The sequence below is a fragment of the Novosphingobium mathurense genome (genome assembly GCF_900168325.1).
GTDB classification, from domain to species: domain Bacteria; phylum Pseudomonadota; class Alphaproteobacteria; order Sphingomonadales; family Sphingomonadaceae; genus Novosphingobium; species Novosphingobium mathurense.
On sequence record NZ_FVZE01000005.1, the window covers coordinates 43,950 to 69,164 of the forward strand.

General features: G+C 67.1%; 13 protein-coding genes and 1 pseudogene. 5 read left to right on the forward strand and 9 right to left on the reverse strand.

The window, feature by feature from the left end:
* Positions 1–53 precede the first annotated feature (53 nt).
* The 7 genes from B5483_RS15145 to hmuQ all read right to left on the reverse strand — a co-directional run bounded on the left by B5483_RS15145 (position 54) and on the right by hmuQ (position 14,208).
* A complete protein-coding gene (locus tag B5483_RS15145) occupies positions 54–5,444 on the reverse strand; it encodes a beta strand repeat-containing protein (protein ID WP_079731034.1) in 5,391 nt (1,796 codons plus the stop codon).
* Positions 5,441–7,189 carry a ShlB/FhaC/HecB family hemolysin secretion/activation protein gene (locus B5483_RS15150; RefSeq protein ID WP_079731171.1) on the reverse strand — a complete coding sequence of 583 codons (1,749 nt, stop codon included), beginning with the start codon at positions 7,187–7,189 and terminating at the stop codon, positions 5,441–5,443. The genes B5483_RS15145 and B5483_RS15150 overlap by 4 nt, the downstream gene beginning before the upstream one ends.
* Before the next feature lie 155 nt (positions 7,190–7,344).
* On the reverse strand, positions 7,345–8,088 hold the full coding sequence (locus B5483_RS15155) for a hypothetical protein (protein WP_079731035.1): 744 nt from the start codon (positions 8,086–8,088) through the stop codon (positions 7,345–7,347).
* Entirely contained in the window at positions 8,075–10,111 is a 2,037-nt protein-coding gene (locus tag B5483_RS15160; protein WP_054946167.1) for an adenylate/guanylate cyclase domain-containing protein, read from the reverse strand. The genes B5483_RS15155 and B5483_RS15160 overlap by 14 nt, the downstream gene beginning before the upstream one ends.
* 13 nt (positions 10,112–10,124) lie before the next feature.
* Entirely contained in the window at positions 10,125–13,163 is a 3,039-nt protein-coding gene (locus tag B5483_RS15165; protein WP_245829281.1) for a CHAT domain-containing protein, read from the reverse strand.
* A 323-nt stretch (positions 13,164–13,486) separates the two neighbouring features.
* A complete protein-coding gene (locus tag B5483_RS15170; protein WP_245829319.1) occupies positions 13,487–13,990 on the reverse strand; it encodes a group II truncated hemoglobin in 504 nt (167 codons plus the stop codon).
* On the reverse strand, positions 13,879–14,208 hold the full coding sequence (gene hmuQ, locus B5483_RS15175) for a heme-degrading protein HmuQ (RefSeq protein WP_079731037.1): 330 nt from the start codon (positions 14,206–14,208) through the stop codon (positions 13,879–13,881). Before hmuQ ends, B5483_RS15170 begins: the two co-directional genes overlap by 112 nt.
* A 163-nt stretch (positions 14,209–14,371) precedes the next feature.
* On the opposite strand from hmuQ, the gene B5483_RS15180 reads away from it, so the two are divergent.
* The gene (locus tag B5483_RS15180) at positions 14,372–15,589 is read left to right on the forward strand and encodes a carbohydrate porin (RefSeq protein WP_079731038.1); all 1,218 of its coding nucleotides are present in this window, start codon (positions 14,372–14,374) and stop codon (positions 15,587–15,589) included.
* Between the two features lie 39 nt (positions 15,590–15,628).
* Here the strand turns inward: B5483_RS15180 and B5483_RS15185 are convergent, their stop codons facing one another.
* Both B5483_RS15185 and B5483_RS15190 read right to left on the reverse strand, forming a co-directional pair.
* A complete protein-coding gene (locus B5483_RS15185; protein WP_079731039.1) occupies positions 15,629–18,853 on the reverse strand; it encodes an amidohydrolase family protein in 3,225 nt (1,074 codons plus the stop codon).
* 94 nt (positions 18,854–18,947) lie between these two features.
* Entirely contained in the window at positions 18,948–19,556 is a 609-nt protein-coding gene (locus B5483_RS15190; protein WP_079731040.1) for an FMN-binding negative transcriptional regulator, read from the reverse strand.
* Between the two features lie 217 nt (positions 19,557–19,773).
* On the opposite strand from B5483_RS15190, the gene pdxR reads away from it, so the two are divergent.
* The 4 genes and pseudogenes from pdxR to B5483_RS15205 all read left to right on the forward strand — a co-directional run bounded on the left by pdxR (position 19,774) and on the right by B5483_RS15205 (position 25,190).
* Positions 19,774–21,237 carry a MocR-like pyridoxine biosynthesis transcription factor PdxR gene (gene pdxR / locus B5483_RS15195; protein ID WP_079731041.1) on the forward strand — a complete coding sequence of 488 codons (1,464 nt, stop codon included), beginning with the start codon at positions 19,774–19,776 and terminating at the stop codon, positions 21,235–21,237.
* A 392-nt stretch (positions 21,238–21,629) separates the two neighbouring features.
* Positions 21,630–21,794: pseudogene (locus B5483_RS23525) on the forward strand (amidohydrolase family protein); the annotation flags it as partial.
* Between the two features lie 165 nt (positions 21,795–21,959).
* Positions 21,960–24,119 (forward strand): TonB-dependent receptor, encoded by a 2,160-nt coding sequence (locus B5483_RS15200; RefSeq protein ID WP_079731042.1) that lies wholly within the window; start codon positions 21,960–21,962, stop codon positions 24,117–24,119.
* Between the two features lie 117 nt (positions 24,120–24,236).
* Positions 24,237–25,190, forward strand: coding sequence for an alpha/beta hydrolase (locus tag B5483_RS15205; protein ID WP_079731173.1), 954 nt, complete (start codon positions 24,237–24,239; stop codon positions 25,188–25,190).
* The last annotated feature ends 25 nt before the right edge of the window (positions 25,191–25,215 follow it).

Sequence of the window (25,215 nt, forward strand, 5' to 3'; positions counted from 1 at the left end):
CAGGTACAGGCGCGCCCGCGCGCGAAGTCCGGTTCCGATTACCCCCGAATGGGTCACTTGGATTGCCCCCCTACGCAGCCCTCCGTGTCCGGAGAACAGCTATCGCCCCATAGATCCTCGTTGCCAACCCCTGTAACCGGCTCATCGACCAAGGGCAACGTAAGGTTACGTACAAGTTCCGGCAAATCCACGTTAATTTGGATTGGCGGCGGTGAAAGTAGTGCGCCGACATTATTTTCAGGCGTTACCGGATGTTCGATATCCGTCTTGGTGCGGACGATTGTTTCGAGCCCAATGCCGGGTTGCAACAAGGTACAGGGTAGCCCGATCACGCACCCGTTAACCGTCGAGAGCGGGTTGAACGGTCCACCCGGCGCCGCCGCATTGCCGTTCACGGTAACTAGGGACACGGTATCGAGGCCGGTCAGCGCATTTCCGGCCGAATCGATCAGCACCCCGTTCACGACGATTCGCGTGCCGGTTCCCGCGGTCGTGATCGAAAGGGCATTGGCGGTGAAGCCGCGCCGGTCGGCAAATGCGGTGGTGGTGCCCAGGTTCTGGATGAAGATGCCGTCGGTGACGCTCGCCTCGATCGATCCGGCCAGCAGGCCGCCTGCCGAACTCGCAGCCGGTTGACCCATCAGGCCGTCGATCGCGGTGATATCCGTTGCGGTGTCGACCTGGCCGATGACACTAGAGGTGGCGGCGGTGAACCGGTCGGCCGTGACCCGCAGGATGCCCTGTGCGCCGCCATTGGCGTTTGCCAAGGCGATTGCGCCCAGATCCGTCGCGACGTCCACCCTTGGCGCGATCAGGGCGAACGTATCGAATGCGCCGGAAGTGGTGAGCGCGACGTTCCCGATTACCGAAATGCGTCCGTTCGACGTTAATGAAAGCGTCCCGCCCGTGCCGATCGCCTGACCGGTGCCGAAGCCCAGCGTGAGGTCGCCGACCTGGACTGCGCCGGTGCCGGACTGGACGACAATGGCAATCGCATTGTCGGCGAAGACCTGCTGCAGCTCTGTGTTGTCGAGACTGTAGCCGCCAGCCGCCGCGCCGCCGATCGTGCTGGTATTGGCGCCGTTGCTGTTGGTGAAAGTGACGCTGGTCGTCCGTCCGCGCTGGCCCAACTGCGCAGTCGGACCGATGACGATATCCTGCGAGGTCGCCGTCATCGTGCCGCCGACGGCAAAACCGTCGATGGTCAGGGTCTGTCCTGCGCTCATGGCCAGCAGACCGGCTGCAACTGCATTGCCGGCGATCGATGCATTGGCTCCTGCATCGACGGTCAGGTCGGCGCTGGAGGTGAGGGCGCCGTTTGCCGCGATGTCTTGTCCGGCGGCAATCGCAATGCCGGCACCGGTGACGGCGCCGGTGTTCGAGAACGCCCCGGCAGCGCTCGCAAGGTCGACGCTGCCAGTTGCGCTGGCCGTGGCAATATCGAGATCGCCCTGTGTCTGGATCGCGAGGTTTCCAGCCGTCGCGGTGGCATCGGCGAAGGCAAGGCTGCCGCTTGAGGCAATGTCGAGCGACGTGCCGCTTGCAGTCACCGGTCCGGTCGAGAGCAGGTCGGCGACGTTCACCGGGCCAAGCGCGGAGAACAGGCCGGTGGTCCCGCCCGAGGTCAGGCTGCCGAGATCGATACCGGTCGCGCCGTCGATCAGCATGTTGCCGGCGCTGGTGATCAGGCCGGTGCCGGTGATCTGACCCTGCGTCGAGGTGATCGTCAGCGGGCCGCCGGAATCGAGGCTGCCGGTGCCGAGAATGTCGAAGAGGGCATCGCCGGTGGTGGTGAAGGTCGTGTCGCCCACGACCGAGATCTTCGCGTCGGCCGTACGCAGATAGAGTCCCTGGCCATCGGACCGGGCGGTGTCGCCGGTTGCGGTTGCGCTGAAGGTCCCGAAGACGGTGAGCGCCCCGCTTGGGGTGGCTGCCGAGCTTCCGATCTTGAGGAAGCCCGCGACGGTCGGCGGCGCGGTGCCGCCGGGATTGGTCCCGCCCGTTGCATCCGCGGTGAGGACGGCATTGCCCACCACGTCGAGAGCGCCCCCTTCCGAGGCGAGGCCGGCGCTGCCGCCGGTTGCCAGGCCCTGTGTCAGGGAATCGACGCTGTTGGCGCCGCCGGTCGCGGAGCCGTCGACAAGCAGGTCGGTGCCCACGGTCATCGTGCCCGTGCCCTGTTGCCCGGCACTGGCGCTGCCGCCGAAGGCATTGCCGCCCAGTGCGCCCGCCACGGAGCCGTTGCCGCCGATGCCGTCTGCAAGGACCGAGACGAGCCCGTTGAGGGTTACGGTGCCGCCGCCGCTGCCGGACAGCACGGCAAGGCCTCCGGTGCTGTCGCCGCCGATGCCGCCCAGTCCGGCCGCGCCGGCAAGACCGCGGGCAGTGACCTGGGTGACTCCGGCGACAGTGATGGTGCCGCCCGAGCCCGCAAGCCGTGCCTGTCCGCCCGTACCGTCGCCACTGCTGCCGTTGGCGGCTGGGTCGACGCCGAGGCTCGAGCCGTTGGCGTTTACCGAGATTCCGGTGCCGTTGACGATGAGCGCGCCGCCAGAGACATCGACTGCGGCAAGTCCGCCAGTGCCATTCCCGCCCTTGGCGCCGCCGGTTACGCCGCCGCCGGTTCCTTCGGCCAGGACGGAGAGCGTCGAGGCTACCGTCATCGTGCCGCCACTGACCGCGACCTGCGCGGTGCCGCCGGTGCCGTTGCCCAGCGAATCCGCGCCGCCGACCGAAGTGAATGTTCCGCCGAAGGCGCTGGCGTCGACTTGCGCCGGGTCGGCCAGGGTCACCGTGCCGCCGTTGAGCAGGAGGCTGGCCGTACCGCCCTGCGCCGCGGCGCCATACTGGTCGGCGCCGGGCGAGGCGAACGGGTCGAGGTAAGTGCCGTCCGCTCCGGCAAGGACGGTGAGACCGGTCCGTGCGGTTGAGAAGGAAGCCAGTGCTGCATCGACGACGAGGCTGCCGTTGTTGGCTACCGAGACGGTCGCGGTGCCGCCTGTGGCGGTGCCTGCGCCCGAGGTCCCTCCGGTCGTCGTGGCGTACGCCTCGACCAGGAGGCTGGGCAGCGACACCGAGCCGTTATCGATCGTCAACGCGGCATTGCCTCCGAACATGTCGGGAGAAAAGACCGAGCTGCTGGCGGAACTTTCCACTTCGAACCCGGCATTGGCGCTGATGGTGGCGTCCGAACCGGTTGTGAGCGAGCCGCCCGCCCCGACATTGACCACTGCGCTGCCAGCGCGCGCGAACCCACCCGAAGCGCTGTTTGCGGTGGTGTAGGCATCGGCTGTGACGTCGAGGTTGAAAGCCACGTTGAGCGCGACGCCCTGAATGTCGAGCCGCGCGCCATTGACGAGGTCGGCCGTCGCATTGCCGGAAACGCCGCCGCCGAAGCTTTCGCCGCTGTGCGCGCTGGCTTCAAGGCGAAGGCTGTCCCAGTTCTGCGCATTGCCCGCAAGCGATACGAGGATCGAACCACCGAAGCCGTCGCCGCCATTGCCACTCGATCCGGACCCGTAGCCCGAAGCGTTCAGGCCTATGCTGCCGAAGTTCAGGGTGCCGCCGGTATCGGCCATGGTGATGCCGCCGCCGGTGCCGTCTCCGCCGGTCACGTCGGAATAGCCGCCGGAACCCACGGAATCGATGAACAAACTGGTGCCCGAACCGATCGTCCCGCTGCTCGCGACGAGCAGGCCGACCTGGCCGCCGATACCGTTGCCGCCCAGCGCCACGCCGTCGCCGCCGTCGCCCGAAGCGTCGAGGCTGAAATTGCTCGCGGGTACCGTGCCGCCGCCGGTGGCGGTGAGCTGGATCGAGCCGCCCTGACCGTTTCCGCCGGTATCGCCGCTGCCGCCCGCGCCGCTGGCGCTGGCACGCAGGCTGTCTGCCGCGAGTGTTCCGGCGCTGACGATGCTGACGCTGCCGCCGGTGCCATTACCGCCTGTGCCGACGGCAACGTTCTGGCCGTAGCCACTGGCGTCGATTTCGAGATTGGGCGTGGTAATCGACCCGGCACCCAGGCCGATGGCGACGCTGCCGCCCGTGCCGTTGGCGGATAGCGCTGCCGTACTTGTGGCATCGCCGATCGCGCGCAGGCGAATGCGTCCCGCCGCCGTCAGCGCGCCGCCTCCGTCGACATTGACGGCGACCGCGCCGCCCTGGTCGGCGTAGCCCGCATTGACGTCCAGCGCATAGGCAATGCCGAAGGGTGGGAACTGCAGGTCCGAAGGCAGGCCGGTCGTGTCGTTGGCGACGATCTGGGCACCGCCCAGCGCATCGAGCCGGACGAGGTTGATGGCATTGAGCGTCGTGAAACGGTCGAACTGCGTCAGGGTGGTCGGCGCGACGGTGATCGTGTCGGTTGCCGAGGCTGTCGTGACCGAAGTGAACTGCGCATCGCCGATGGCGATGTTGGCGGTCGCGGTGAAGGGGCTTGCGGCGTCGAAACCGATGCCATGCCCCGCCGAGAGGACGACCGAGCTGCCGTCGCTGGTCGCCACGGCCGCCGCGTCGTAGCCGATCCCGCCGCTCAGCAGCATCGTCAGGCCGTCGTTCTTGCCCATCGCGACCATGTAGATCGATTGCACATCGGTGCTGCCGGTCGAGGCCGCGCCGCCCGTCGATCCGGTATGGACCACGCCGTTGGCATCGGTGGTGCCGGTGGTGACATTGATGTCGAACAGGCCGGCGTTGATCGTGATGTCCGCCACTTCGGCCGCGACATAGGCGATCGAACCGTCCGAACGCACGGTACCGCCCTGCTCGATGCGGGGGGCGACGAGGGCGACGTAGGCCGCATTGGTCGGTGCCTGCGGGTTGAGCAGGGCGTTGATCTGCGCGCCGTTCCGGATCGTCACCGGGGCCAGCGATCCTGCCGCTCCGGCGAACCGGATCTGGCCGGTGGGACCGTAAAGACCGCCGGTCGTGTCGATCGGATTGGTGGTGAGCACCAGCCCGCCGACGTTGAAGGTGGCGGTCGAGCCGACGATCACGCCATTGGGCGAATAGAACCAGACATTGCCGCCGGTCGCGCCGGCCAGGGTGCTGTTCACGGTGCCGTCGAACTGGATCGTCGAACTCGTGGGATTGCCCGTGCCATCGACGGGCACGATCCGGTTGAGCACCGTGTAGTCGGTGCCGCTGAAGCCGGAATCGGTGAAGTTGGCGGTGGTCCCGCCTGTCTGGAAGATGACGTTGCCGGTACCGCCCGGATCGTTCGTCGTCCAGTCGATCACGACTTCGGTGGAGCCGATGAAGACATCGGTCGTCCCGGCGCCGTCGACGATGGAGGCGATACCCGAGTTGACCGTCCCGGTGCCCTGGAAGGACTGCGCCTGAGCCGGAGTCGGGGCGGCGATGGCGAGGACCAGCGCGGAGAGGCTCGCCCCGGAGAGCGAGGCGCGGTGCTGGCGGGCGATGGCGGTGAGGGGCTTCTTGGTCATGACGGATCCTGCGGCCAGAGCCGTGCCCTAATTGTGAAAAGCACGCGTACATCGCCGCGTTCCTGTTGGAATCCGGCGCGTCTCAATGGAACTGCGAGTGACAGGTTGGCGTCGATGGCGCCGCCCCAGCGTGCCCGCAGGCCGCCGCCCGCCGAATAGGCGCTCTGTCCGTCGCTGCCGTGGCGCCAGGCGCGCGCGGCATCGAGGAAGGCATAGGGCTGCACCGCAAGGGCCTTGTCGACTGCACGGGCGATGCCGCCGTAGCGCAGCTCGAAGGAGGAGCCGATGCCGCTGTCGCCGAGCACTGTGCCGGGATCGAAGCCGCGCCCTACGGTGTAGTTGCCGATGCTGAACTGTTCGTAGGACAGCAGACGGTCGGGCGAATATTGCGCGCGGGGCGAGACGGCGAGGGCCAGCTTGGGCACGGGGCGGAATTCGGCCGTGGCCTCTGCCCGCAGCACGAAGGCGCTGGGATCGGCCAGCAGGTTGCTGATCGGAACGTGCGGCGTCAGGCAGTTGCTGAGCGGCGAACAGTCGCGGCTGGCGCCCAGCGCGTCGAGCCCGTGCCGGGCCTCGACCTGCACCCCAAGGCGCCAGCGCGGCTCGGCGGCGGTATAGCCGCCATGGCCGACGAGGCTCGCGCCATCTGCGGTGTCGGCGGCAAGGCGGGCATAGAGTACGCGCAAGTGGTCGCGGGTCAGCGGCGTGGTCGCGAAATCGATGTCCTGATTGACGATCTCGAGGCCGCCTGCGGCCTTCAGCGAGACGGCGCGCTTGCGGATCAGGGGATAGCTCACCCCGATGTCGGCGGCGATCGTATCGCTTTCGAAGGGCAGGGCGCCCGACGGCTCGCTGCGGCCCCACAGCAGGCTGCCGCCCACGCGCAGCCCGCTGGCCCCCAGCGCGAAGTCGTGGGTCGCCTGCAGGACCGTCTGTTCCTTGAAATCGAACGTGTTGAACAGGCTCACGGTGGTGCGGTCGGCCAGGCCGGTCACGCCGTTGAAGGTGGCCTGGATAAAGCCGCCTTCGCGCCCGACCGCCCTGGAACCCAGGTTCTGGATGCCGCCGACAAGTTCGAAGGGCTCGCGGCGCACGACGACGTCGCCAATGACGTCGCCGGGCGTGCCCCGCGCCGGCTTGAGGGTGAGGCGGACCTGGTAACCGGGCATGTCGCCCAGCAGCAGGAGCTGGCGTTCGGCGACGTGGGTGTTGAACCAGGGTTGTTCTGTCAGGTGGGCCAAGTGCGCCGCAATTGCCTTGTCGTTGGCGCCGACATCGCCGCGAACCTGCACTTCGACCAGTCGCGCGACGAGCACGTCCATCTGAACCTGGCCGCCCTTTTCGATCCGCTGCGGCGGGATCTGCACGGCGGCGAGGTAGCCCATTTCGCGCAGGGCCGTAGCGGCGCGGTCGCGCACTTCGCACAGGGCGGCAACGGGCAGGTCCTGCCCGGCCATGTCACTCCAGGTGTCGTCCAGTACGCTGGGGTCGACGGCCTCGAGATGCGCGAAGTTCACGCGGGAGAAAGTGACGCGGGTCTGGGCGAAGGCCGGGTCGGCCAGCGGGCAGGGGCCGCGCTCGATCTGGCTTTCGACATCGAGGCGCGGACGCGGCGCGGGCAACCGGTCGAGGACGCGGCCGGGATCGAGGGATTCGCGTGTCTGTGGCTGGGGCGCCGGCGCGGCAGTCTGTGCCCGTGCCGCCAGCGGGAACGCGGCCGCCGCGATCGCCGGGCCGAGCATCATGCTCCGCCGCAGCGAACCGCTTCGCGCGCCGCAATTCCGTTTCAGATCCGCGATCGCAATCGCCCTCATTCTCATTCCCCCGGCCGGACCTCTCTGTCCGGCAAATCCTTCATGTCAGGGCCCGTCCGGAACCCTTACCCCTGTGTGCCGCGCGCTCAGTCGGTCGGCAGGGCCAGCGAGCTGGCCAGCAGCGAAACCTGGCTCTCGCAGCCCTTGGCCAGAAGCGCCTCGGCAAGGTCTTCGGGCGCGTAGTCGATTTCCGGCATCAGCTCGAACGTCACCTTCACGTCCGGTTGGCCCCTGCGCGAAATGACGTAGGAAGCCCCGTCGGCCACTGGCGTAGCGACTTCCCATGGCGCGACCATCGAGCCGGTCTGGAAGGCGAGCGTCGTGGCGCTGCCGCCGTCAGCCGGTTTGACGCTGTAGCTTTCGTTGCCTTCATTGCTGGGCCGCCAGGCGCGCACTTCGGCCGGATCGACGACGCAGACCGGGCCGGGGCTGGTGACGTCGACGTACCACAGGTTGGGGCGCAGGGGCTTGCCGTCCGGGCCGCTGCCGCGAACGGCCCCGGTCCGGACCCGGCTGGCACTGCGCTGGGTGGTCAGTGCAACGAACGTCGTTGTGCGGCTGGGGCCGGTGCTGGAGCCGACCGGGAAGGTACCGGCCCCGCGCAGGACACGGGTGCCGCGCTTGTCGAGGATGGTCACGCTGTCCGATGCCTTGAGCGTGATCTCGGCATCGTCCGGCAGCTTGGTGCCCGGCGGGTAGGACTTCGCCGAGGGGCCGCTGGACGCGACGACGATGCCGGCCATTGCCGTGGCGGGCAGGGCCATCAGGACGATGGCGGTCATGCCGCGCAGTGCGGCGCGGTTGGTGCGGTGGCGCTTATCCGAGGACATAGGCCCTGTTCCCTTCCAGTTTACGGGTTCGTTCCGAGAGATTGCGCAAGGCCGGGTCGTCCGGGTGGGCGTTGGCAAGCGCATCGATGCGGTCGGCGGCGGCGGCCGGGTCGCTGTCGATCAGGGCGACGGCATCGGCCAGCGCCTCGCGATCGGCGGCGGGAAAATCGGGAGCGGGCTCGAAGATGTCGACCGGCTTGGCCCGGCCGCGCAGGACCACGCGGCCCAGCGGGCGCCACCAGTCGAGGCCCGAGCGCTCGGCGAACTCGCCGCTGGCGACGACCGAGGTTCCCAGCGACTTGTTCGCGGATTCGAGGCGGGCCGCGGTGTTCATTGCATCGCCGAGCGCGGTGTACTGGATGCGCCGCTCGCCGCCGAAGTTGCCGACCACTGCCTCGCCGAAGTGCTGGCCGACGCGGGTGCGGCCGATCGGCGGCAGCGAGGGATCGATCGAATGGCGAAATTTCTCGCCGGCCTGCCACATGGCATAAGCGCATTTCGCAGCCTTCTGGGCGTCGTCGGGCCGGGCGATAGGTGCGCCCCAGAAGGCGACGACGGCGTCGCCCACGTACTTGTCGACGATGCCGCCGTGCTCGAGGACCACCGTGGTCAGCTTGTCGAGATATTCGTTGAGCAGCTTGGCGACGACTTCCGGCTCAAGCTGGTGCGACAGCTTGGTGAAGCCCTCGAGGTCGCTGAACAGGATGTAGAGTTCGCGCTTGCTGCCCGAGAGGGTCAGGCGCTCCGGGTTGTCGATGATTTCCTGCGCGATGTCGGTTGGCAGGTACTTGCCCAGCGCGTCCTGCGCGAAGCGCCGCTCGACCGCGCCGGACGCGCGCACCGCGCTCGACACGCCGATGAAGGCGAGGATCCAGCCGGCGATCCAGCCGAAGGCAGGGGTGCCGTAAGTCTCGACGCCCGAGGCTTCGAGGTAGAAGGGCAGGCCGATCATCATCGCCAGCTGGAGGATGAACAGCGGAACGATCTTCCAGGTCCGGCCGTCCAGCAGGGCGGTCAGCGACGCCGCGAAGATGAAGATGAGCCCGACCGCCCAGCGCTCCCAGCCTGAAACCGGTGTCCGGCGTGCGCCGTCGAGCATCTGCGCGATCATCGCGGCATGGACCTCGATCCCGGGGACAGTGGTGCCGGTATAGCTGGTCAGGGTGGTGGTGACCTGGTCGGTATCGATGATCTGGCCGCCGATCAGCACATAGCGGCCTTGGACCTGCGCGGCGAAGGCGGCGGCCATCTCGGGATCGTCGAGCGAGGCGAACAGGTCGATGGGGATCGACGAGAAGACCGGAGCGTCGCTGTCGGCACGGCGGTAGCGGATCGATCCGGTATAGCCGGCAAAGGCCCTTTCCTGCCCGGTGCCGCCCGCGGCGACCATGGCGCGCCCGAGCAGTGGCGGCAGGCCCGCTTCGAGCGAAGGCCAGACGCGCGTCGCGCCCTGGTAGTTGCTCAGGCGAATGCTGGCCGGGCGCGCATTGCTGCCCTTGAGCTGGTCGAGCAGGCTCTTCAGGTACTGCTGCTGCTCGTAGTTGATGTCATCCTTGTTGGTCGCCTGATCGGCATAGGCGACGAACGTGGGCGTGTGCATTGCGCGCAGCGTCTGGACGAGTTCGGCGTCCTCGTCCTGCGGCTGGTCGAAGAGGATGTCGATGCCGATGGCCTTGGCGCCCATCGCGTCGAGCGTGCGCAGCGCTGTGGCAAGCATCCCGCGATCGAGCGGCGAGCGCTTCTTGGCGTTGATCAGCGTCTGGTCGGTATAGGCGACGATCTGGATGCGCTGGTCCTGGTCGACCTGCGGGGCCAGGACGAAGCTGCGCAAATCGTAGAGCGAGTCCTCGGCATCGCCGACGACCGGGATGTCCCAGCTGAAACGGGCCAGGATCACGCCGATCACAACCAGCATCACGGTGGCGGCCATCTGCCGCTTGCTGGCAGCGCGCACCTTGCGCCAGCCCTTGCGCAGCAGGGTGGCGGTGGGTGGTTGCGCCGTTGTGACCGGTGTGCTTGCCATGACCGTGCCGCGCTCAGTGCGCCGGGACCGGCCGCGCCGCGTCGCCGACGATGGCGAAGCCTGCCCAGTAATAGGGATGCGAGGTTAGCGGATCGTCCATCAGGCTGGTCTGCGAGGCACGCAGGGCATTGCCGATCGAGGCGTTCTTGGCCTTGTAGAAGCCGTTGAACAACCGCTCGGTCGCATCGAAATCGTCGGGCGCGGGCCAGTGGCTGGCGATCACCTGACGACCGCCCGCTGCGATGAAGGCACGCACGAGGCCGTCCAGCGCCTCGCCGCCGCCGGTGGCAAGACCGGCTTCTCGCGTTGCCTCCAGACCGGCACCCGCCGCGGTGTCGCAGGCCGAGAGGATCACGAGGTCGGCGTCGAGGCGAAGGTCGAAGATCTCTCGGAAGGACAGCAGGCCGTCCGACCGGGAATCGCCGAAGGAGGTGAGCAGGGCCGGGCGTACCGGGCAGCCCACGCGCGGAGCGGTGACGAGGCCGTGGGTGGCGAAGTGGACGATCCGGAAGGCGCCGAGGTCGGGTCGGGCCATGATCGCCTCGTCGGTGAAGTTCGCGCCGGTCATCAGATCGGTGCCGCCCGAAAGCAGGCTGGCGGCCTCGTTCAGCTCGCGCGGAGAAATCGGCTGGTTCCAGGTTGAAAGCGGCCAGGCGCAGTCTGCATCGATCGCCGCGCCCTCGCCCGAGCGGATGCCGGGACGCACGCTGACCGGGCCGAGCGGGACGTTGTTGCCCAGGCCCAGGTACTCCTTCTTGGCCACCGATCGCGGCGCGGCGCGGGCGTCGCGGAAGCTGGCGGCGGAAAGCGCGGTCGATACCTCGCGGTCGCGTCCCAGCCAGTCGATCCCGGTGAAGTCGTACTCGTCGCCTCCGGCCTTGACCCTGGCATGGTAGGCGGCAACGCCCCTGGCATCGTCGGTCAGCAGGTTGATCGGTAGCTTGAGCATCGCGCCCGCCGGCTCGAAGATCAGGTGCGAGAGCGTTTCGATCTCGCTGCGCGCAGGGCCGAGCAGTGCCTTGTCGAGAGTGACTGCGGTGTCGATGTCGAAGGGGTAGGTGGACTGAACCCCGTTGATCGTCAGCGAGATGGAATCGCGCAGGGTGTCGACCGCGTCCTCTGCCTCGCGCGCGCTCATTGCGACTTTCCAGCCGCGCGCCTGCGTCGGCGTGATGAGCACGCCGTAAAGCGAACCGGCCAGCTGGGCGAGCTTGAAGTAGCCTTCACCCGGCTTCAGCGACGCGCGCAACTGCTCCACCGAGGCCGTGCGCTGGGCGACGGCCCGGTAGCGCGGGAACTTGGCGAGCGCGTCCATCGCCTCGAGCTGCGCACCGGCAAGCTGGTCGCGCCGGGCACGCAGCGCGTCGAGCTGGGCATCGCTCTCGCCCGGCTGCTGCGCGGCGGAGAGACGGGCGATCTCGACGCGGGTGCGCTCCAGCTCGCGCGAGATGCCGAGCGAGCGGCGATAGAGCCCCGCGGCGTCGTCGGAGCCGCCTTCCAGCTGGCGCGAAAGCTGGGTCAGCGTTTCCGCTGCGCCGGGCTGCTGAAGCAACTGGCTCGCCGTGAACAGCTCTTCAACCCGCGCGGGGGCCTGCGTGGCTTCGCCTGCCAGCAGGTCGAAGTAGGGCCGCATGAGGTGTTCCATGCCGACCAGCACCCCCTGGTCGCGTTCGACGTCGGCAATCACGCCGCGATAGATCGTCAGCGCTTCGTCGGCCTTGCCGCGACGGGCAAGGAAGCCGGCGAGCCGGGCGCTCACGACATGGACCGAGGCGCTGTCCGGGTAAGTCGTCTCGACAAGCTCGAGCGCACCGCGCAGGTTGCTTTCGGCCTCGCCGTAGCGACCCTGCGCCTCGTAGCCCAGCGCCAGTTCGGACATGATCTGCGCGCGCAGGCGAGTGATCGAGATGATTCGGCCGTCCTGCACCTTCATCGCATTGGCATAGGCTTGCGAGAGCACCTCGCGCGCTTCGTCGGGCTTGCCGTCGAGGCGCAGCGCAGTGCCGCGCAGTTGCAGCGCCTGTGCGTCGATAACGGCGGCCCGGTCCTGCGGCGAAAGGCGGGTCGGCTGCCCGAGCAGGGCGGTCAGGCTGGCCCCTGCGGCACCGTTGAGACTGGCTGCGGTCTGCCGGTCGATGTTGAGCGCACCGTCGTCGGTGGCGGCCGCGATGAAGGGCGGAACGTCGCGCGACAGGATTTCCAGCGCCTCTTTCGGGGCGCCCCGGTTGAGGGCATCGATCGCGGCATAGTTGCGGGCGAGGCGGGTCTGGACCGGATCGCGCAGGCCCATTTCCTCCGCCTCGGCGAAATTGCGCCGGGCCTGGCCGAAAGCGCCGAGATTGGACAGCTGGAGGGCGCGGTTGACCAGCGCTTCGTGGATCTGCGCCTCGTGCGAGACGACGCCGACCTGCGTGGTGTCGGCCAGGATCGCAGGGGCGGCGGCGAAGAATTCGGCCGCTTCGGCATAGGAGCCGGCGCTGTTGCCGCGATAGCCCTGTCCGAGCAGCAGGCCGGGGTCGCTGTTCTCGGCGCGGGCGCGGGCAAGGCTCAGGCTGTCGCTGGCACCGAGGTTGGCGATCGAGATCGGTCCCTCGACGACGCGGTCGGCGACAAGCGAGCGCAAGGTCAGGCGCAGTGCGTCGTCATAGGCTGCCAGCCCTTCTACAGCGACCGTGCCCCGCTCGGTTTCCTGAACGTAGATACGCCATTCTAGGCCGGACTTGCTGTCGGTACAGGTCAGTCCCTGCACGCCCGGCGCCTCGCTGCCTGCGGGGCAATCGAGCATGTCGGTGCGTCCTGCCGCCACGCGCTGCAGCACATCGGCCTTGTCGCGAAATGTGTAGGCAGTGCCGACCGCACGGGAAACGTCGGCGCACAGGATCACCCACCTGCGGTCGAATATGGAGCGGCGCTGGTCGCCCATCGCGGTGCCCTGCACCTCGCAGGCCGGGCCGGCATTGCCGATCGGGAAGCTTTCCTCCGCCGAAGGGCGAAGCAAGGCGGGCGCAGCCGCACTGGCACCTGCCGGGACGGCAAGTGCAGCGACAGCCAAGATCGACCGAAACGTGCGCACCTCAAATCCCCCCAGTAATTCGTCATGTATTCCCGCATCGACGACTTGATGCGGAACTTGACCAGTCGCGGCGTAAACCCCATCGCCGAACGTCGTGGCCAATAAGTGCGATGCATTGTAGACCGCAACACGCTATTTGTTAAAGCCCGGTAATAAGTGATTTTTATCACCTGGTGCGCGCTTGCATCTGTGTTGTAGTAGCGCAAAAAGCACGCAGGTGCGCGCAATCGATACGTTATCCGCGCATTAAGGATGATTTTCTGGAATCGTTGCGCGAGTTCCGGCCTTGGGCCGAAACGAAGTCAAGCCGGCGAATCGTCCGTATTGCGCATCCAGTCGGCCAGCTTGGCCATTGCCTCGTAGATCGCCGCGCGTTCGGCTTCGCCCGATACGGTCTCGTCCAGCGCACCGCGCATGCACAGCAGCCAGGCATCGCGCGCGGCGCTGTCGATCGGGACGTGCATGTGCCGCATGCGCATGCGCGGATGGCCGCGCTCGCTGGAATAGGCCTGCGGGCCTCCGAGCCATTCGGTCAGGTAGCGCTTGAGGATCGACCGGCTCGGCTCAAGGTCCTCGCGGTGCATGGCGCGGATCGTGCGCGCCTCCTCGATCCGTTCCATGCGGTCGTAGAAGCCGTCGACAAGGCGGTCGATGGTGTCGCCGCCGCCGATGCGCTGGAATAGGGTGGCCTCGTTCAGCTGACCACTCCATCGGCATTCACGGTCTGGATCGCCTCGAACCCTTCGAAGCGCGGCGGGCCGAGGTAGCGCGGCTTGGCGGATGCGGCTCCGGCATGAGCCTTGCAGAACGCCTCGGAGCGCGTCCAGCCTTCGAAGGCCGCCTTCGATTGCCATACCGTATGCGTGGCGTACAGGGTGTGGTCTTCGGCCTCGGGGCCGCGCAGCAGGTAAAAGGCGACGAAGCCGGACACCTCGTGGAGAAAGCTCTCGCGGCTCTTCCACATGGTCTCGAAGCCTTCTTCCTCGCCCCGGATCACCTGGAAGCGATTCATCGCGATGAACATCTGGGCGTCCTCCTGCAGGTTCCTGCCGCGCGCTTAGGCCAGCGGCATCGAAAAGGCGAGCCCTCGACTTGGCCTGCGGGCTGGCGGTCGATGGATTGGACCATCGCATTACGAAAATCTTGGATGTTCCACGATCCAGTGCGTGCGAGGTAGCCAATGCAGGATGCTTGAAACTTCATTCCTCGACAGACGAGTCTGCTGGACTGGCGCCGCAGCGTTCGCCGCCCTGTTCGCCGTGCCCGAAAAGACCGGGGCGCAGGAGATCGATGCAGGTCATCCGGTGCAAACCACCACCGAACGGCGGCAGGGTGAAGCCGAGCGAATGAAGCAGACCGAGGCGCCGCTCGATATAGCCGCTGCTTACACTGCCGATGTCTGGCACAATTCGGGCGGGACCGGCAGCGGCTGGCGGTATCTCGACAATCTGGACGTTACTGCCGAACTCGATCTGGAGGCCGCCGCAGGCTGGGAAGGCGCTCGGGTCTTCGGCTATGTTCTTTACAACAATGGCCGCTCGCTCAGCGAACTGACGGGCGATGCGCAGGTCGTCAGCAATATCGAGACCGGAGTGCGCGCCCTGCGCCTCTACGAAGCCTGGATAGAGCAGGACATTGCGCCGGGTGCTTCGGTGAAGGTCGGGCTTTACGATCTCAATTCGGAATTCGATGCGCTCGATGCCGGTGCCCTGTTCATCGGCAGCGCCCACGGTATCGGCACCGACATCAGCCAGTCGGGCGAAAGCGGTCCCTCGATCTTTCCGCTGACGAGCCTCGCGCTGCGGCTTCAGGCAGATTTGGGCGAAGGGCTGACCGTGCGCTTTGCCGCGCTCGACGGCGTGCCGGGCGATCCCGACCATCCCAAACGCACTGCGATCGAACTGGGCCATGGCGACGGCGCGCTGCTGATCGGCGAGGCGAACTGGTCGAAGGGACCACTGCGCATTCTGGCGGGGGCCTGGGGCTACACTTCAGATTTCGACCGGCATGACGGAACGGGCTCGGGCAAGAGCCGGGGCGCCTACCTGCGCGGCGAAATGATCCTGTCCGAGAATGCCGACCACAAGCTCAGTGCCTTCGTACGCGGCGGGGTGGCGAGCGGGGCGGTCAATCCCTTCGGCACCTTCCTTTCGGGCGGTGTGACGCTGGACCTGCCCGGCGACTGGCAACTGGGAGCGGCCCTGGCCCATGCCCGCACGTCAACGCAGTACCGCGCGGCCAACCCGTCGACACGCGCCGAGACGGCCTTGGAACTGACGGTCGCCAAGGCGCTCACGCCATGGCTCAGCATCCAGCCCGACCTGCAATACGTCATCGATCCCGGCGCTGTGCCCGGGGTGGACGATGCATTGGCGGCGGGCCTGCGCATCACCCTGAGCATCTGACGCCTTCTCGCTTCACGTCGAGGACGGGTGGCTGCCGCCTCAGTGCTCCGGTTCGTCGGGGCGCCGGGGTTCGGGCAGGGGTAGCCACTGTTCGGCGTCCATCCCTTCGAACCAGGCATGGGGCGCCTCCCCGGCATTCGGCCAGAGCGGGCGCAGCGTGTTTCCATCGTACAGGAAGCCGCCGCGCATGACTGCATCGATCACGCGGGCATTGCGGATGTCGCGGCGCGGATCGGCGTCGAGCACCACCAGGTCGGCCAGCTTGCCCGGCTCGATCGTCCCGAGATCGGCGAGCCGCCCGATCGTCTCGGCAGAGCCCGCGGTGGCTGCGTGCAGCACGGCTTCGGGCGTCATGCCGCCGAGCGCATGCGCTTCCATTTCCCAGTGATAGCCGATGCCGGGGGCCTCGCCGTGCGAACCCATGCCGACCAGTCCGCCTGCTTGGGCCAGCGTGGCTGCATCGCGCGCGATCTCGCGAAAGCGCGTTTCTTCCAGCGGATGGAAGTCGCGCCCGCTGGTCAGCTTCTGACGGATGGCAGAGGGTGACCAGAAGCGCCGGATCTTGTCATCGACGACCGGGTCGTCGTGGGCGATGAACCAGTCCATCGCCGGAGAGCCGCTATTGGTGATGCTGAGGGTCGTCGTGTAGCTCGTACGCTGGGCGACGAGAACCTGGATCAGGTCGTCGCCCAGCTGCGGGGCGGGCAGGGCGTGTTCGTTGCCTGCATAGCCGTCGAGGATCTGCGTCAGGTCTAACTTGAGCGAAAGCGCGCCTTCAGTGGTGGGCAGCAGGTGCTGCCCGCGCGCGGCCATGGCCACCCACTGGCGCACTTCGCGCTTCCCGGTGCGATATTCCTTGAGATTGGAGAGACGATAACCCTGCGAATAGCGCGAAAGAACGCGCCGGGCATCGTCGAGTGAGGCGATGCGCTGGCGTGAGAACACCGCCGTGCCGGTCGAGCGCATGCGCGGGGCGAGGATCAGTCCGGCATCGACCATGCCTTCGTAGTCGAGGTGGTCGACCGAAAGCGTCGAGGGATCGAAGCTGGTGGTGACCCCGTAGGCCAGCCTTGCGCGCATTCCCCACAGTTCACGAGCCGGGTTGTTGCGCCGGATCGAGCCGATGTGATCGTGGACGTCGATGTACCCGGGGGCGACGAACTTGCCCGTCACGTCGCGGATGACGGTGCCGGCAGGAACGCCGAAGCTGCCGCTCGGGCCGACCTTCACGAAGCGGTCCCCGCTCACGAGGACATCGGCATCCTCGATCGCCCTGTCGCCGTCCGCCATCGTGAGGACGGTGGCGCCGCGCAGCAGGATCGAGCCTTGCGGGACGGCGCGCGGCAATGCGGCTTGAAGGCGCATCGCGGCCAGTTCGCTGCCGCCCGTTGCCTCGCGGCGGGTGAACAGGGTGCCGCTGACCATGTCGAGGCTACGGTCCCCGCTCCATTCGAACCAGTCGACGCCCATGCCGGGCAGGACATGCGCGGGGCTGTCGGCGGCGGTAAGGTCCACTTCCCTTGCCGGATCGGCGGGGGTGGGCAGGACGTACAGGCGGTTCGCAATCATCGCCGCGACATGGCTGCCATCGGGGCTGATGCGCATGTCGTCGACGTCGGCATTGCCTTCGACGAAGTAGTAGGCCGGGCCGGTGACATGGGCGACGGGTGATACTTTCCCGGTGCCGATATCGACCCGGGCAAGCCCGCCTGCATCGAGCAGGAAGACGCTGCCCGGTGCCGTCCGCGCGAAGTGCGGCCGCGCCCCGAAGTTCCCCTGTGCGATGATCCGAAGGCCGCTGCCGTCGATGTCCAGCTCGACCAGTTCGCTCTCGCGCAGGGAGCCGAATTCGAAGTTGGTCTGCCGCCGCTCTTCCAGCGAGGAGCGCAGGACGAGCAGGTGCCTCCCGTCTGGCGTGAAGACCGGGAAGCGGTAGTAGGCGGGGAAGCGCGTCAGCCGTCTGGCCGCGCCGCTGCCATCGGCAGGTGCGGTCCACACCGCGCTGCCCTGGGCTTCGGACCATGTGACGAAAGTCAGGGTCCTGCCATCGGGCGACCATGCCATCTGCGCCGGGCATTCGGCATCGAAAGGCAGGCGCCGTGCCACCTCGCTGCCGAGATCCTGCACCCACAGCGATCCCAGCGCGGCAAAGGCGATCTGCTGCCCATCGGGTGAGGGTACGGCGGCCATCGCCAGCTTCGCCTCGACCGGGCCGGTCGGTTCGTGGATCGCAAAGCGCGTGGAGGGACCGAGGGCGACGCGCGCGGTCAGCTTGCGCGCGATCGCCCGACTGCTGCCGTCGGCAATCGCGCGCCGTTCGAAACGTCCGCCATGGCTGAGGATCAGGGCATCCCCGATGGGCGTGAAGGCCATGCCCGGGACCATGCCCTGCCATGACGATGCTTGCAGCGCGTCGAGCTCGGTTTCGCCCAAGGCCACGTCCTCACCGGTTTTCAGGTAGCGCAGGCGCAGGAAGCTGCGGCCCTCGCGCCGCGTGACGTAGGCGAGTTGGGTGCCATCGGGTGAGATGTGCGGGGCGAAGAACGTCTCTTCCCCGGTGCCGCGTCCGCCCGATCCGGCGATCACTTCCACTTCCTTGCCGGTGGCAAGGTCACGGCGCAGGATCGTCCATTTTGTCGGCACGTCGAATTCAAGCCCGTCGATCCGGCGCGCATAGTAGAGATATCGCCCGTCGGGCGACGCCGCCGCGCCGAGCGTGGACCGCCAAGCCGAACGTGGCGCGTCCTTGGCCGGCTTGATCGGTTCGAGCAGGCTGGCCGCGCCGGTCAGGGGAAATCGCCAGAACTCGTAGTTGTTGAGGTCGGGCCGGTAGCGGCTGGCATAGACTGTCCTGCCGTCGGCGCTCCAGGTCGGCGAGGCCATCGCGGTATCGTCGTCGAAGGCGGAAATGCGCCGGGCCTGCGAGCCGTCAGCATGCGCGATCCAGATGTTTTCCGACCCGCTGCGGTCACTGGTGAAGGCGATCCATCGCCCGTCGGGCGAGAAGGTGGGCTGCGTATCGAAGGCCAGGCCCTCGCTGATCTGCAGCGCTTTCCCGCCGCTGGCAGGCATCGTGTAGAGATCGCCGAGCACGTCGAAAACCAGCGTGCCGCCATCGGGAGAAACCGTCACCGAGGACCATGTCGTGCGATCGGGATGGAGCGTAAGCACCCGCTCGGGCTTCAGCGGAAGATCTGCCAGTGCCGCGCCGGGCAGGCCCAGCGCCGTGGCAAGCAGTGCGGCGGCGAGTGCTTTGCGCATCATGTCCCCGTGTGCTGGCGGCCCGTCAGGCCGCTGCGGTGTTGCATCGGTATGGCCGCCGGTCCGGTGTCATGGCAATGGGCGAGGTCGAACGCCCTCACTTGCGCCGGTCCCGGTTGAACGCCTCCATCCACTCCCGCAGATCGGCGTCCGGGTGGCTGGCAAGGATGGCCTCCAGCACGTCCGGGCTTTCGTCCTGCCCCAGCTTGAACGTGGCATCGAGCGCGGTGACGCGCGCCTCGAAGCCGATGATCATGCCGAGCATGCCGGTATAGCGCTCTTCCAGTTCGGCAACGTTCCAGGGCTGCTCGCGCCCTTGCTCGCAGGTGGAGACAAGGCGCGCGACGGCCTGCGCGGTCAGCGTCTCGTCGATGTGCACATCGGCTTCGATGCGCGCTTGCGCGTAGTTCCACGTCGGCCCCCACTTGCGGCGACCGGCATGTTCGGCCGAGACATAGCCTTGGGGACCGGTGAACAGGAACTGGGCCTTGCCCTCGCGTTCGAACAGTGCGTGCAGAGGATTGCGGCGCGACATGTGGCCGACAAGGCCGGTGAGCGCGCCGTCTTCGCCATATGTCCCCAGCATCGGCAGCAGGCTGGCCGATGCCGCGGGCGCACCCGGGCAAAGCACCCAGGCGAGCGGATATTCGGCGATCAGCCGCCGCACGTCCTCATGGCTGTAATGGTCGAATGCCGGGTTCAGCATGGGCCTGCGATCCGTTTCATGCCGTCCTGTCTTGCGCGCGCGGTCCAGTCTGCGCCCATTGTCTTGCCCCTGTCGTCGTGCCCGAGTGTCCTTGATCATCGTCGGACTGGTCCAGCACAAGTGCCAATACTGAATATCTCTATGGTCCAACGCGCTGGGGCCTGTTAGGCAGGCGGCGTGGAGGGCGCGTGAACGACGCCCACGGGAGACTGAAAATATGCTGCGGCCCTGGCAGGTCACCTTGAGTGAACGGATCGATCCCGAACGCGGGACGCCGATCTACATGCAGATCATCCACGCCCTGATCCGGGATATCGAGACCGGGCGCCTGACCTCCGGCACGTTCCTGCCCAGCAGCCGCGAACTGGCCGGCGCGCTGGGCGTCAACCGCAAGACCGTGGTCCTCGCCTACGAGGACCTCATCGCGCAAGGCTGGCTCTCGACCGAGGGGACCCGCGGCACCATGGTCTCGCGCTCGCTGCCCAGCAGCCCGTCGCCGCAGGCGAGCGCCGAACCGGGCATGAAGCTCGACCAGATCCACTACCGCTTCGCCGAGCCGCCCGAGCGCGCACTGGCCCTGCCCGGCGGCAAGGGGATCAAGCTCGACGAAGGCGCGCCGGACGGGCGGCTGTTTCCCGCCGACCAGCTCGCCCGAGCCTATCGTTCGGCGATCAGCCGGGCCTCGCGCGCGAACCGCCTGCAATACCGCGATCCGCGCGGATCGGAGGGTCTGCGCGAACAGGTGGCCGAAATGCTGCGCAGCCAGCGCGGCCTGCCGGTCTCGATGGAGAACGTCTGCATTACCCGCGGCAGCCAGAACGGCCTGTTTCTTGCGCTGCAGGTCCTGATCGAGCCGGGCGACACGGTGATCGTCGAGGAACTGACCTACGAACCCGCGGTCGCGGCGATCCGGGCGCTGGGTGGCAAGGTCATCCCGGTCGGTCTCGACGAGGAAGGCATCGACGTCGCCGAAGTGGAGGAGTGCTGCCGCCGCCACGCGGTGCGCGCGATTTTCCTGACGCCGCACCACCAGTTCCCGACGACGGTCGCCCTGCGGCCCGAGCGACGCCTGCAGATCCTCGATCTTGCCCGCCAGTTCGGCGTGGCGATCATCGAGGACGACTACGATCACGAATTCCACTTCCAGTCGCAGCCGCTGTTGCCGATGGCAGGCTATGCCCCGGGCCAGGTGATCTACCTCGGATCGATGTCCAAGCTGCTTCTGCCTGCCCTGCGCATCGGCTACATGGCCGCGCCGAAAAAGGTCATCGATGCCATCGCCCACCGTGTTTCGCTGACCGACGGCATGGGCAATACGGTGACGGAGGATGCCGCCGCTGAGTTGATCCGCAGCGGCGAGGTGCGGCGCCATGCCCGCAAGGCCTGGCGGGTCTATTCCGAGCGGCGCGAGTCCTTTGCCCGGCTGCTGCACGAGCATCTGGGCGAACATTGCCAGTTCGCGGTTCCGGATGGCGGTCTGGCCTTCTGGTTGCGCTTTTCCGGCGATCTCGACCCGATCGAGGTTCGGGCGCGGGAGCAGGGGCTGCGCTTTGCCAGCCACCGCTCGTTCATGGCTCGCGAAACGGCGGCCAAGGGCATGCGCCTCGGCTTTGCCAGTCTCAACGAAGCGGAAGCCGAACGCGCGATCGCAGCTCTCGCGACGGCCACCAAGGCGGGTTGAGCGGCCGGGGCTGTAACGCGCGCACCGCTCGTCATCCCGGCCTCGATCCGGAGGCCCGCTTGCTTGCGCAGGAGCGAGAGTGGCGCGGATTATCCTCGATTTCGCGCGATCGAATTGGCCCCATCGTTTTTTTCGATCTGGACGTTTTGGACACCATTTCGGGCGCTAATTGCGGCACATTGGCAAAGAGCCCGACGGGTACGCATTGATCAGGAGACTCGGCCGCCGCAGATCTTTCTCCCGTTGGGATCTGTGGCGGCCGAGCGGTATGTTTGCGCCAGGGCGGTTCGCTTCCGGTCCTTTCATCCTGTCGCGGTCATTCCCGCTCAGCACTAACGGCTGCGGCTTCCACGGCTAGGCAGCCGGTTCGGCATCTCGAATATCGCGAAGTCATGTTATGTTGCCTGTGCGGTGCGGCCCGGGCGGCAAGGCACGAAGCCCACACGGGAATCCTTGCTTCGGGCCGATTTGCCGATTTTGTCGTTTGGGATCGAGACCTTACGCGGATCGATCCGGAAGCGTTGGACAAGGCGCGGGTCGTGGAGACCCGGTTGGGAGGGAAGAAAGTCCACGGCCGATCCCTTGGTCCCCTGAACTCACAAAACTTGGATGTTTTGCTGGACTATGGGCGGGGGGATTGTGGCGAAGTGGCGGCCCGCAGGGAGGACCGCCCGACACGAGCAGATCGCAAGAGCGAAGATCGTTTGCCAGTGGGGGTTAACATGAAGAATGATTTTGAGGTCACTCGCACCAGTGTTTCCGCGGCGCTCCGGCAGCGCGGCAGCCTGACCGTCCTCGCCGCCGCGCTTTGCGCCATCGCCAGCCCGGCCGCCGCCCAGGACTCCAGGGAAATCGTCGTTACCGCACAGCGGGTCAACGCCACCCACGTCGAGAATGGCGGTTCGGCGGGCGTGCTGGGCAACAAGGCGGCCGAAGACCTGCCTTTCAACGTGCGCAGCTTCGATGAAACGCTGATCCTCAACCAGCAGCCCAAGTCGCTTGGCGAAGTGCTCGAGAACGACCCGACCGTGCGCACGACCTACGGGTTCGGCAATGCGGCGGAAAGTTTCGTCATCCGCGGCTTCGAGCTGTTCGGCGACGACGTCGGCCTCAATGGCCTCTACGGCATCACCCCGCGCCAGCTGATTGCGCCGGAACTGTTCGAGAGCGTCCAGGTGCTCAATGGCTCCTCGGCCTTCCTCAACGGCGCAGCCCCGGGCGGTTCGGGCCTTGGCGGCAGCGTCAACCTGCTGCTCAAGCGCGCCGGCGACGCGCCGCTCAACCGCGTGACCGCGGGCTATACTTCGGACTCGCACTTCGGCGGCAGCTTCGACGTATCGCGCCGCTTCGGCGATTTCGGCGTGCGCGTGAACGGCAACTACCAGGACGGCCAGCTTGGCATCGACCGCGAGGATCGCATGTCGGGCGTGCTGGGTGCCGGCTTCGACTGGTCCAACGGCCCGGTCCGCGTTTCGCTCGATCTCGGCTACCAGAAGGTACGGGTCGACGATCTGCGCCCCAAGGTGACGATCTTCACCGCGACCATCCCGCGGGTGCCCAAGGCCGGCGCGAACTACGCGCAGAAGTACACCTACAGCAAGCTGCGCGACATCTTCGGCGTCTTCAACTTCGAGTACGACTTTGCCGAGAATGCGACGCTCTGGGCCAAGGCCGGCGCGCGCGACGGCAGTGAGGACGGCATCTACGGCGGCTTCAACCTGTTCGATGCGACCACCGGCGACGGATCGGGCAATGCCCTTTACGTGCCGCGTACCGACAACAACGAAGCGGCCGAAGCCGGTGCCCGCGTGAAGGTGGGCAGCGCGGTCACGCACGAGATCGTCGTGGGCGGCAATGCCAGCTGGCAGGTCAACCGCAATGCCTTCGACTTCCTCTACGGTGACGGTTTCGCGGGCTTCCCGACCAATCTCTACGATACGCCGCAGCTCGATCCGCTGAGTTCCTCGTTGGTCGGCGGCGACCTCGACGACCCCTATCCGATCTCGCGCACGCGGCTGTGGTCGGCATTTGCTTCCGATACCGTCGGCTTCCTTGACGATCGCATTCTCGTGACCGGCGGCCTTCGCCTGCAGACGCTCAACATCAAGTCCTACGGCTACTATGACGGCGGTGTGCTGGGTTCGACCTATGATGCCGATGAAGTGACGCCCGTCGTCGGCGTGGTCGTCAAGCCGGTCGAGGGGCTCTCGCTCTATGCCAACCGGATCGAGGCGCTGCAGCAGGGGCCGACGGCAGGCTTCGGTGCGGCCAACTTCGGCGAGGTCTTCCCGCCCTACGTCTCGACCCAGTACGAGTTCGGCGGCAAGGGCAAGATCGGCCCGATGTTCGTGAGCCTCGCCTTCTACCAGATCAAGAAGCCCAACGGTTTCATCGATAACGATACGCTGGTCTTCGCGGTCAACGGCGAGCAGCGCAACCGCGGTATGGAAATTACGCTCAATGGCGAGATTGCGCATGGCCTGCGCCTGATCTCGGGTCTCGCGGTCAACGACGCCAAGCTGACCAAGACCGGCGATGCGACCGAGGGCAACGACGCCAAGGGCGTGCCGGACTGGACCGCCAATGCGAACATCGAGTGGGATACCCCGATGATCGAGGGCCTGACCCTGACCGGGCGCGTGATCTACACCGGCAAGCAGTGGGTCGACGCGGCCAACACGCTGCGCCTGCCGGACTGGGCCGTGTTCAACCTCGGCGCGCGCTACGTGCTCGCCGCTGGCGACGTGCCCGTCACGCTGCGCTTCAACGTCGATAACGTCGCCAACAAGCGGTACTGGGCCTCCGCCTACGACGCCTTCTCCTCGGCCCTGCTGCAAGGCCAGCCGCGGACCTTCAAGGCTTCGATCTCGGCTGACTTCTGACGAAGCCAGCCAAGACTGCGGCCCGGCGCCTTTCCTCTCCCTCCCGCCGGGCCGCAGATCCCTTCCGATACGAGAGGGCGAGCGCCGGATGCTCCGGCCGTGCTCCAAGAGAAGTTCATGTTCGAAAACGACGACGTCGATCCGCAGATCCGGGATTTCCTGAACCGCATGTTCGCGTCCTCGGCCGCGCTCGGTTCGCGGCCCGGGCTGTCCGCGCCGGAACGGCGTGCGATTGCCGAGCGTCAGCGCGAGCCATGGGTGCGGGGCGGCCCTGCGATGCATGCCAGCGAAGAGCTGCGCGTCGGACCGTCCCAGGTCCGCGTCCGGATCCACCGACCGGTGGCGGAAGCGGACCTGCCGGTGCTCGTCTATCTCCACGGCGGCGGCTGGACCCTGTTCAGCATCGATACGCATGACCGCCTGATGCGCGAATATGCGGCGCGCTCCGGGTGCGCCGTTCTCGGTATCGATTATGCGCTGGCGCCCGAACACCGCTTCCCCCGCGCGCTGGATGACATTGCGCAAGTGTTGGACTGGCTGGCCGCGAACGGTGCCGATCACGGGCTCGATCCGGCGCGCTTTGCCCTTGGCGGTGACAGTGCGGGCGCCAATCTCTCGGTTGCCGCGGCCATCGACCGGCGCGATGCCGGGGCCGCAATGCCCTGCGGACTGCTCCTGAATTACGGGGCCTTCGACGGCGAATGGCGCGCCAGCTACGGGCGTTACGGCGACGGCGATCGCTATATGCTGACCGGGCCCGAGATGGACGAGTTCTGGGAAAGCTACCTTGGCGCCGATGCGCTCACGCCCGACAGGATGGATCCGCGCGCCCGCGTTTTCCATGCAGAATTGCACGATTTGCCGCCGAGCTGGCTGTGCGTCGCGCGCTGCGACATTCTCCTCGACGAGAACGTGCTGATGGCCGAACGCCTGACCGCGGCGGGCGTCGAGACGCACCTGAAGATCTACGACGGTGCCACGCACAGCTTCCTGGAGGCGGTGGCGATTTCCTCTATTGCCGAGCAGGCTCTTGCCGAAGCCTCTCAGTGGCTTGCCTCGGTTCTGGATTAAAATCCTGCGAGCAGGTCGCAAGGCC